Below are 10760 nucleotides of genomic sequence, written 5' to 3' on the forward strand. Positions count from 1 at the left end.
CCGTTTTTAGGGGGAATACGTGAAGGCCCTTACAAACTGCGGTATACTATGTCCTAAAAGGAGGAATCGGTGATGGCAGTCTTTACGGATCAGCAAAAAATTGAGTTATTAAGTGATTTGGTGGCGATTCACTCGGTCAACGGTAACGAAGTCGCGGTGGCCCAATACTTGCAAAAATTGTTGGGGCAACACGATATTCAGGCAGAATTAATCCCGCTCAGTGAGGGCCGGACGAATTTGATCGCTGAGATTGGTCAAGGAAGTCCCGTTTTAGGCGTTTCTGGTCATATGGATGTCGTGGACCCCGGCGACACGACGCAGTGGCACAGTGACCCCTTTAAGCTGACTGAACGTAATGGCCGACTATATGGTCGGGGGGCCAACGATATGAAGTCGGGTTTGGTTGCCCTCGTGGTTGCGCTGATTGAATTGCACGCCGCGGGGCAACCCCAACACGGCCGGATTCGACTCATGGCGACCGTGGGTGAAGAAGTTGGTGAACTAGGGTCCGCCGCATTCTTTGATCAGGGAACCATGGCTGATGTCGATGCCTTACTGATCGGCGAACCCACCGGCTATCACATCTTTTACGCCCACAAGGGGTCCATGGATATCCGGTTATCGTCGCAAGGCAAGGCGGCGCACAGCTCGATGCCTGAACTAGGCGCCAACGCCATCGACCCATTGCTGGCGATTTTAAATCAAGCCAACGTGGCCTTTCGTGACAGTGACCGCGCCAATGAGTTGTTGGGTCAGTTGACGTTTAACACGACCGTTTTACATGGTGGTGAGCAGGTTAATTCGATTCCCGCAACCGCTACAGCCGAAATGAACGTGCGAACGATTCCCGAATTTGACAACGCCGCCGTCATCGCGACCCTCCAGAACTTGGTCGACCAGCAGAATGATCAGGGAGCACAGGTCGCCATGGATGTCTTCATGTCCCAGTGGCCGGTGGAAGAACCGCAGGATACGCCGCTGAGTAATCTGGCCGCAAGCGTGGGCGAACCGTTTGCTGGTGAAGCGATTCCTAAGCTAGCGTTGCCCGCCGTGACCGATGCCTCGAACCTGTTGAAGCAAAAGGGCCACAAGTTCCCATTTGTCGTCTTTGGTCCCGGCAACGAATCCGCTCATCAAATCGACGAGTACGTTGACCGCCAGATGTTCCTGGACTTCACGACGTTGTACCAGAAGTTATTTGTGGCTTATCTGAATCGAGAAAAATAAGGACTAAACTGGTCGCACTCCGGCTGCCAGGGATTTCGCCTGCTGTGGGGACGCTTCAGACTGGAAGGCCCCCAGTCTTCTCGCTCGATTTGAAGCCGCGAAGAACGCGAGTCTTCAAAGTCGCCCGTGCTGTAAGCCGGCTAAGAAAATCGCCAGCTAACACCACCTCCACGGCTGGCTACATTCCTGTCCTCCTTCGGCTCTGGTTGTACTCGTTCAACTATAGTTTCGTAACAATTATGATAGCAATTAGTTCAGCTATAAGAAGAAAACAGTATTGACGAAACAGTATTGACCGGTAAGCCGATGGAGAAATTTTAGCGGGATTTGTTAGTCAAGTATGTTCAAATTTATAAACCTTCAAAAAATGCCGTCAATCCTCAAGTAACAGTTTGAGAACTGGCAGCATTCGTCATCTATTCAGCTAATTTCAAGTAGTCTTGCAAGTAGTTGGCTAAGCCGTCGTGGTCGTTGTCTAACGGTGTGATATCGTTGGCCAGACCTTTGATGGTTGGTGTGGCGTTTTGCATGGCGACACCCCAGCCGGCATAGTCGATCATGGCCGAGTCGTTGTGTTCGTCCCCAAAGGCCACGATGTTCTTGCGCTCAACGTGGAAGTGGTGGGCAAGGACCTCAACGCCAGTGGCCTTTTGCACGCCCTTGACGCCCAGTTCAACAACGGAGTTTGGACCGCCCCAAGGCGCAGCGTCGATGACATCACCGAAGTTGTGTTTGAGGTAGCTCAACAGGTGTTCCTGGTGGCTCCGTTCAACGGCAACCGTCAAACTAGTCGGGTTTTCCTGCAGCGTCTTTTGGTTGAGAATCTGATTACTTTTGAGAACAGGGGGGAAGAAGCCGACTTCGACGGGGTGGTCGCGAACAGCAAGAAACATGTTCTTACCTTCGGCGGCAATCATGTCGATTCCGAGCTCTTCACGGTGTTGCAAGAGGTCGTAAGCGACTTCCTTGTTGATGGTGTATTGATATTCGCCTTGCCAATGATGGTGGGGGATGTGCCCCAGGCTACCGTTGAAATTAATCATCGGGCCATCCAGCTTTAACTCGTCATAGATACCTTCGGAAATTCGATTGGGCCGGCCCGTCACGATACTGACGATGTGCCCGGCTTGGCGAGCTTGAGCCAAAACGGTTTTAGTTTTAGGGGAGAGTTGGGCAGCCGCGTTTAAGGTCGTGCCGTCCAGGTCGATTGCAATTAATTTTCGTTCCATAGAGAACACCTCACAATTTATTTTATGGATTAAATTTTCTGAAAAGAAGCTAGCCTGTTTAATTTAACATAGTTACAGTGAAAATGCGACTATTCCCCTCTGTCGGGTAGAGACTCGTTATAAAAACGCGTATAATAAACGAGGCAAAACGGGGTCAACTCGTTATAAATGTAATATACAAATAATTAGTTGTAACTAACAAAATGGAGGAATAACGGTGAATTTACCTGACGACTTTATAACCAAGTATCGACGCTTATTAGGGGCAGAAGCGGATGACTTTTTGGCCAGTTTTGACACGCCTAGTACCGCAGGCTATCGGGTCAATCCGGCCCATCACGACTTACCAGCAACGGTTACGGAGACACCGGCAGTGCCCTACGCCAAATTTGGTCATTACGGGGCGGTCAGTGGTCGCAGCCTGATGCACCAGAGCGGAGCTGTTTACAGTCAGGAACCGAGCGCCATGTTCGTGGGTGCCACGGCCGCACCACAGGCTGGTGAACGGGTCTTGGATCTCTGTGCGGCGCCCGGGGGCAAGACGACCCATTTGGCCAGTTATCTCCGGGGGACGGGCCTGCTGGTCACCAACGAGATCAACCGAAAACGAGTAAAGGTCTTAGCCGAAAACGTAGAACGATTCGGCGTCAAGTCGGCCGTGATCCTCAACGACTCGCCCGACCGGCTGAGTCCCGTCTTTCCCGACTACTTTGACAAGGTGCTAGTTGATGCTCCGTGCTCCGGTGAAGGCATGTTTCGCAAAGACCCAGACGCCATGTCGTACTGGTCTTTGGATTACGTTGAAGACTGTGCAACGCGTCAACGAGAGATCCTGACGGAAGCCGTTAAGATGGTGAAGCCGGGCGGTCAACTGATCTATTCGACCTGCACGTTTGCGCCCGAAGAAGACGAACAGATGATGGCGTGGGTCTTGAAAACATTCCCCGACTTTCATTTAGTTCCCATCACTAAGACTGGGGGCGTCGTGGACGCTCGGCCGGAATGGGCGGATGGTAATCCAGAGCTCGCCAAGGCAGCGCGTTTATTTCCTCACTTGATGCAGGGGGAAGGCCATTTCGTTGCAAAATTAGAACGGGATGCCGGCGACGCCCGGACACCGCGGGGGCAGGCTAAATTGGGCACTGAACTGACCAGCGACCAGCGAAAATTGTGGCAAGATTTTGCCCAGACCGTGTTGGGCCATGCCGTGGCGGGCCAATTGATCACCGTCAAGGACCAGCTCTTTGCCGTTCCCGACGATTTGCCCGATTTGAAGAAAGCCCATATCTTCCGGCCCGGGTTACATCTGGGGACGTTTAAGAAGAATCGGTTCGAACCGGCTTATGCGTTAGCCTTGGCTAGTGCGGATGAACCGGCGACGCAGACGTTGGCCATTACCGATGAGCAGTGGCGAGCGTGGGTCCACGGTGAAACGTTTACGTTGGCTACGGCCCCAACCAAGGGCTGGTATCTGTTGACCTGTGACCAGCAACCGGTTGGCTTTGGGAAAGTCGTTGGCCAGACCGTCAAGAACTTCTTCCCTAAAGGATTGCGGTTCACGGTTTACGACGATTAAAACTATTTGGTGTTAGCAAGATGTTGTTAAAATAGGATTAAACAATCTAAAAGAGCACATCGGAATTTTCGTTTTCCGGTGGCTCTTTTTAATTTCTAATCTAATAAGTGAGTTGTCGTTGGCGACAGTAGCTTTCTAACTCGGGTGAGAGCAGAAGTCGTCGTTGCTTTAGTGCCGCCAAATTGTAGCAGCCAAGTAATGTCATGATGCGCCGTAGACCGGCTTGCCATTCCAGCAGCCTTGCCGTGGTGGTGGCCTCGTCAGTCTTGATCAGGCTGTGGAGAATCTGACCGGCACTCCCAACCAAGTTAGCACCGAGGGCCAGGGCCTTGGCTGCGTCCAACGGTTGCCGAATGCCACCGGTGGCGACTACTTGAAGTTGGGGAACGGTACGGGCCTCCAGTAAGGATTCCACCGTCGATTGGCCCCAACCATCGAGGTAGCTCAGTTCCTTTTCGGGCCGGCGGAAATTCTCGATTTGCACAAAGTTCGTCCCACCACGACCACTCAGGTCAACGTACTGCACACCGACTTGGGCCAACCGCTGCAACGTTTCCCTAGCCATACCGAAGCCAACTTCCTTCACGATGACCGGCACGTTGACCCCCGCCACGACTTCGCCAATGCTGTCGAGCCAGTGAAAATCGCGGTCGCCCTCGGGCATGACCAACTCTTGAGCTACGTTGACGTGAATCTCTAAGGCGTCGGCGGCCAACATGTCGATCACGCGTTGCGCTTGGGCCACGGTGTGCCCGGCGCCCATATTGGCGAAGACGATGCCATCGGGGTTGTTTTCCCGTAACGGGGTGAAGGTCGCAATCGCGGCGTCATCCTGCAGGGCGATGCTCTGTGAACCGGTTGCCACGGGCATCCCGGTTGCGGCCGCAATTCGGCCCAGGGCGGCGTTGACCTTACCCGTCCGCGGACTGCCACCGGTCATGGCCTCAATCAGCAGGGGCACGGGCAACGTTAGCGGTCCCAGGTGCGTGCGGAGCTCCACGTCGGCGACACTCATTTCCGGTAAACTTTGATGAACGAAACGGAGCTGGTCGAATTGACTAGTGGCGTCTGGTGTATAAAATTTTTCGGCGAGGGACAGATGTTCGTCCTTGCGGTGGGCGTGACGTGATAGGTCCATGGTAACGGCTCCTTAATTATTCGATGACGTGATGGACGTTTAATTTAAGTGGTTCGATGCCGCGGGCTTCCCACTCGTGGAGCAGGTGGGCGAGGTCCTTGGCGGCGTTGATGATCACAATCCCGCAATCACCGCCACCGGCACCGGAAGACTTGGCGGCGCCGCCCACGTGAACGGCGGTGTCGCACATGGTCTTGAGTAGTTCCGTTTCAATCGTGACGTGACTCAGATGGGCCAAACGATTCAGCAGTTGCCGGTTCACTTCGATCTCTTTTTGAATGGCGTCTAGGTCTTGATCATGAAAGCCTTGAATCATCCGTTGCAGGCACTCGCGGCTTTCGCGGAGAAAGGCGTGGTAGTCCTTGCGTCGGGTGGCTTTGAAGAGGGCAATCTTGTCCACTAGATGGGAAGTCGATGCGGGCGTTCCGGTCCAGCCGATCATTAAGCGAAGGGGTTCCGGTGGCGTCAGCAGTTCGATCTGTAGGCCCGGCCACTCCGTTTGCAGGAGCTGAGTTAAGCTCAGTTCACGCCGAGCAGAGGCCAACCAATCGCGGTCAAAGGCTTGATAAGCGATCCAACCACCGTAGACGGAAGCGGCGATATCGCCGAGTGAGCCGTTGCCTTGAACGTCCAGGTGGGCGATCGCGGATAATTTGAACAGCCGGTCCTTACTCATGGGAATATCGTAGAATTGGCAGAGAGCCTTCACGGTGGCAACGGTCACGGCGGCTGAGGAGCCTAGGCCGTATTTCTTTCCGTCGGCACTGTCGAGGTCACTGTTGACGTTTAGATGATAAATGGTGAGGGGCTTGCCCAACGACTGTGCGTACTGTTCCGTCAAACGAATGGCGGACAAGATATAGTGGAAGGGATTGTCCCGGTTGTCAAAGACGAGCTCTGACCCCTGGCGTTGCCAGTAGAGGGAGTTCTCTTGGTATTGTTTGGAGGCGATGCGACCGTAGTCTTGACTGGGGGTAATTGAAACGGTCACAAATTGGTTCAGTGCGACGATGATCGCCGGATATCCCGGTTCGACCACGGCGTATTCGCCAGCAATATAGAGTTTTCCGGGTGCTTTCACGGAAATCAAAAAATCAGGTCCCTTCTGTAACGACTAAATAAGTATTTTTTTATGAATAATTAGCTAAATTGAATGCCCGGTCCGGGGTGCGCGACGATAACGTTTTGCGCACCGAACTGTTGGGCGAAGTGTGCGGTGATGGCCGGTAAGTCGGCGACCTGACAGAAGACTTTCACGTTGGGGCCGGCGTCGAGGGTGTAGTAGCAAGCAATGCCGTCGTCGCGCAGGTGTTGGACGGCCTGCATCGCGGCCAACGTGTCGCCGTTGAAATAACTATAGGGAGGCTGCGCACTCAATGTGAGCGCGTGCATCCGCATGGCGTTGGCTTCCAGAATCTCACCGGTCGTGGTGAAGTCACGTGCCTGGATGGCCGGTTTGATGGCTGCCAAGTCATGGGCAACGACGTCTTTCCAGGCTGGGTAATAGGGCGAGGTGGTCACGCTATTTTGCATGCCCTGGCGTGAACTGACCTTTTTGCGGCGGGCGTCTAGAACCAGCGCTACCATGGCAATTGGCCAATCCACGTTTTCTTCAAGGGGGATGGCAAATGAGCTCGCATCGTCATGGCCGGCCTGCCATTCGACAAAGCCACCGAAGATGGAACGGGTAGCGGAGCCGGAGCCGCGACGAGCCAACCGGGACAGCGCTGTGCGGTCGAGGTCGAGCCCCGCCGCACGACTGGTAGCGCCGGCCAACGCGGCAAACGCCGAAGCTGAAGACGCCAGGCCGGCCGCTGTTGGCACGTGATTAACTGACGTGACCCGCGCAAAAGAGGTGCGCTGGGTCTGTTCGCGCACCAGGTTAAGAAACTTATGTACTTTTTGACTGGCGGCTACGGAGAGGCGGGTATCGTTGACCGTGATCTCGTCCGCAGTCAGATGGTCGTCGAACTGTACCGTGGTATCCGTATAGAATTGATCCAAGGTAAGTGACAGGCTACTCGTTTGGGGAATGATGAGGTCGGTGTCGGCCTTGCCCCAGTATTTCACGAGGGCGATGTTGGTGTGTGCACGTGCAGTGACCGCTGGGTTCATTGGTGTTCCTCCTCGAGATTAAAGGCTTCCGTCCACGTGTCGGTGGCACCGGCTGCGAGTAGATTATTTTTGACACGTTCGGTCGTGGCTAGGTCGGGGCAAAGGGCAATCAGACAACCACCCATGCCACCACCCGTCAGCTTCGCGCCAAGGGCACCGGCTTTGAGCGCAACGTGGGTCAAGTGGTTGAGTTCGGTTGAACTGACGCCTAGACCGGCTAGTTGTTGCTGCGCATCATTTAAGATGTGGCCCAATTGGGGTAAATCGGGGGTTGCTAATGCTTGGCGAGCGGCGATACTGAGTTGACCCAGCCGGTTGATCTGCGCGTCCGTCTCTTGAGGGAAGGCCGTTTTCCGCCGCGCAACGGCTGCGACGGCTTTCCCCGTTTGCCCCTTGATGCCGCTATCTGCGATGACTAAGTAGCCTTGCAGGGTAAATGGAATCTGGAGGGCCTCCTGATGAGGAATGAACCAGATGGGCACGTCGGAACTAGCGGTAGCAGCATCCAACCCACTGGGATTTCCGTGAGTGATCTTTTCGGCGATGTCGACCGTTGACAGCAACAAGTCACGCGTCAATGGCCGTTGAAAGTAACTGTACATCGCACGGGTAATGGCAACGGCGACGGCTGCGGACGACCCCATCCCACGTTCGGCGGGAAGATCACTGGTGATATCCATATGAAAGGCCGTATCTTGCGCATCGAAACGCGTAAGTAGGGCGCGAATCAAGGCAGCCACACCGGCTAAGTTTTGGCCCATTTGCGCAATTGGTCCGTCGAAGTAGCGACTGAACAGAACTTGACCGTGAGTCGCTTGGTTCATGACGACCGTTGTGGTGACCGAGGGCAAGGGGAGAGCAATGGCGGGTTGGCCGAACACCACACTGTGTTCCCCAATGAGAATGATTTTCGCGTTACTTTTCCCAATCACGGTTCTACCCAAGATATCTCGCTCACTTTCTACATCGATTTTTATTTTACCAGAATATCATACTCTACTGACTGCTCTTACGCTAGTTTTGCTCATCAAAATCCCGAAATCGGCGAAAAATTAAGTCTTTCTATAGAAAGTACACCGAAAAATGTTGGTCATGATTACGTCAATTGCCACTGAATAAATTCAGTGGCTTGTCGCTCACGTGTCTGACAACACAGTAGTCCGACATGTCCGTTAAGACACTCCTACTCATAGTGGCAACATCATCGGGTAATTGACAACTACCCGTTTAACCATCAGGATCTACCCAATAGCTGTTAGCTTTTTAATCTTCGGTCGCTTGACACCACTCAACCATTCTTGGCCGAGCATCCCAATATTCATTGCTCCTAATCGGTCATCATTACACCGATACTGGCATCGACGACACCAATATTCGTGAGTTTCGTGATGGCGGTTAGTCTTCTCAACCAGCCCGCACTTGGGGCATCTCTGCGAGGTAAAGGCTGGATTTACTTTCACAACAGTACTTTGAATAGCCTGAGCCTTGTATGTTAAGAAAGCTTCTAGTTGAAAAAAGGACCAAGACCGATGGCTACTACGCAAAGACTTAGGTAAATCGTCAGTGTTGAATGTCACGTTGGTTAAGTCTTCCAAAACAAAAAGTGTGTGCGAACCGTATACTGCAACGAGTGTCTTAGCTATCCGATGATTCACATCGGTCATCCAGCGGTTCTCTCGTTGAGCTAGTTGCTTCAGCTTTTTCTTAGCAGACTTGGACCCTTTACTTTGTAGTTGCCGACGGACTTGTAAAAACTTCTTTCGCTTGCGTAAGGCTTTCTGGCCGTCAAAAAACAATGTTTTACCCAAGTAATCATAGCTTGTTGCTAGAAAACGTAAACCCCGGTCGATGCCAACAATCTTTGGATTATCCTGCTGGTCAAAGTCGGAAACTTCTTTTGTAATACCAATGTGTAGGAACCACTTGCCGCGATTATGGACTAGTCTAGCAGTGCCTAGCTTCCAATTCCCCCTGAAATATTCTTCAAAACCTTTATCGGTGAAAGCTAGCTTTGTACGCTTACTTAAGGTTGTGATTGAAACTTGTGTCATCTCATTCACAAAAGAATAGTTTCTCTGGCGAACTAAATCCGCCTGTGGTCGACAAAACTGGATAGGTTTCATCAACCAGGTCAGGTCTCTGGGAACTCGAATCCACTTGTTGTTTTCGTTCTTATAACGGTAAGGATGTTGTTTCATTTGCTCCTGAACAGTTTTGTAGCGGGCTACGACCGTTCGAAAAACAGACTGGACCATCTGACTATTCAACGGTGAGCCCTGTCTGAGAATTTTGTACAACCGGTAATTGATTTGTAACCAGCTTAACGGGAACTCATGGTCAAATATCCATTGACTGACAATGTTAGCCAATCGTTGGTATTCTCGACTCATTGCCAAAAATTCCGCTGACTGTTCGGTGTCTGGATAGAGTCGTAATTTAATCGTTCGTCCTAGTTTAACCAATAGCTACCTCCCCTGAAGATTGGACTAATTATACCATTTTTGACCGTCTAAAAGGGGGAACGTATGTTTTAGAAAGTGTTAAGTTCTGGCATTCATCCCGTGATTAAAATCACAGGTTTCCTGCCTAAAATTTAATGAATGTATGTGGGCAGTCCGCACTGCGGCAGCCAGGGATTCCGCCTGCCATGGAGGACGCCTCCAGCCAAAAGGCGGGCTTCCGGCTCGCCTCAAAGCCACGAATTTCGCTGGATTTTCTAGTTAGACGATTATTGGCTGGGAGCATGTCGTCAATTCTTCAGTGATCGCGGAGACTAACGCCTTTAACTGTGTGAATTGACTAGCCAGTTGTCATATCTGAAAAGATTCAGTAGCTTAAGCATAGTTTAGCAATAAACGTTGCCATAACGGAATTCATTGAATCTAGAAACAACCGATTATTAGTACAGCAATCAAATCAAAGTGTCTGAGATTAGTTAGCTTTATTATATTACACGTTTCAAAGAGGCTTGAACAGTGATTGTGTAAAATTATATGGTGGACTAGTGATGATAATGACTGCTAAAAGTGAAATGAGCTTAGGCTCCAGGTGGCCTAGAATTGATGACCGACTAAATTAAAGTAGACCACTGCACGATGTCATAATTGGTTAGCGAAAGTGTGTGTCGACAAGTAATATGAATGCTGAGGGACCACTTGCTGACGGTATCAATTGATGTCTCAAGTAGGACGAGAACATCATTGTTACCTGTAGAGTTTCGCGTACTCGTTTAGAAGTTACCACAACCTGCTTCGATCTCTAAATGATTGTCATGGCAAAGCACAGTCAAAGCCGGAGGAGGCCAGGGATGCAGCCAGCCGTGGTAATCGTGATAGCTGGCCGCTGGCTAGCTATCACGATGGGCGACTTTGGAGACACGCGTTCTTCGTGGCTTCAAATCGAGTCGGAGGACCGTTCCCCAGTCCGGAGCGTCCCCACAGCAGGCGGAATCCCTGGCAGCCGGAGCGCGGCCATC

General features: G+C 51.9%; 8 protein-coding genes. 2 read left to right on the plus strand and 6 right to left on the minus strand.

Annotated features, from left to right (window positions below; all coding sequences use genetic code 11):
• Positions 1–72: 72 nt before the first annotated feature.
• Complete coding sequence (locus tag FC99_RS08035; protein ID WP_048736126.1) at positions 73–1227, plus strand: ArgE/DapE family deacylase; 1155 nt, start codon at positions 73–75, stop codon at positions 1225–1227.
• A 416-nt stretch (positions 1228–1643) separates the two neighbouring features.
• Here the strand turns inward: FC99_RS08035 and FC99_RS08040 are convergent, their stop codons facing one another.
• Positions 1644–2456, minus strand: a complete 813-nt coding sequence (locus FC99_RS08040; RefSeq protein WP_048736125.1) for a Cof-type HAD-IIB family hydrolase — start codon at positions 2454–2456, stop codon at positions 1644–1646.
• Between the two features lie 217 nt (positions 2457–2673).
• Between FC99_RS08040 and FC99_RS08045 the strand changes: the two genes are divergently transcribed.
• Positions 2674–4032 carry an RsmF rRNA methyltransferase first C-terminal domain-containing protein gene (locus FC99_RS08045; protein WP_048736124.1) on the plus strand — a complete coding sequence of 453 codons (1359 nt, stop codon included), beginning with the start codon at positions 2674–2676 and terminating at the stop codon, positions 4030–4032.
• A gap of 100 nt (positions 4033–4132) precedes the next feature.
• Here FC99_RS08045 and fni read toward each other — a convergent pair whose 3' ends face one another.
• The 5 genes from fni to FC99_RS08070 all read right to left on the minus strand — a co-directional run bounded on the left by fni (position 4133) and on the right by FC99_RS08070 (position 9747).
• Positions 4133–5170, minus strand: a complete 1038-nt coding sequence (gene fni, locus FC99_RS08050; RefSeq protein WP_048736123.1) for a type 2 isopentenyl-diphosphate Delta-isomerase — start codon at positions 5168–5170, stop codon at positions 4133–4135.
• A gap of 16 nt (positions 5171–5186) precedes the next feature.
• Complete coding sequence (locus tag FC99_RS08055) at positions 5187–6260, minus strand: phosphomevalonate kinase (RefSeq protein ID WP_048736122.1); 1074 nt, start codon at positions 6258–6260, stop codon at positions 5187–5189.
• A 50-nt stretch (positions 6261–6310) separates the two neighbouring features.
• On the minus strand, positions 6311–7285 hold the full coding sequence (gene mvaD, locus FC99_RS08060) for a diphosphomevalonate decarboxylase (RefSeq protein WP_048736121.1): 975 nt from the start codon (positions 7283–7285) through the stop codon (positions 6311–6313).
• Positions 7282–8229, minus strand: a complete 948-nt coding sequence (gene mvk, locus FC99_RS08065) for a mevalonate kinase (RefSeq protein WP_048736120.1) — start codon at positions 8227–8229, stop codon at positions 7282–7284. The genes mvaD and mvk overlap by 4 nt, the downstream gene beginning before the upstream one ends.
• Before the next feature lie 297 nt (positions 8230–8526).
• Positions 8527–9747: an RNA-guided endonuclease TnpB family protein gene (locus FC99_RS08070; protein ID WP_056986524.1), complete on the minus strand. Its 1221-nt coding sequence runs from the start codon at positions 9745–9747 to the stop codon at positions 8527–8529.
• Positions 9748–10760 lie beyond the last annotated feature (1013 nt).

The sequence above is a fragment of the Levilactobacillus koreensis JCM 16448 genome (assembly GCF_001435525.1).
Classification (GTDB): domain Bacteria; phylum Bacillota; class Bacilli; order Lactobacillales; family Lactobacillaceae; genus Levilactobacillus; species Levilactobacillus koreensis.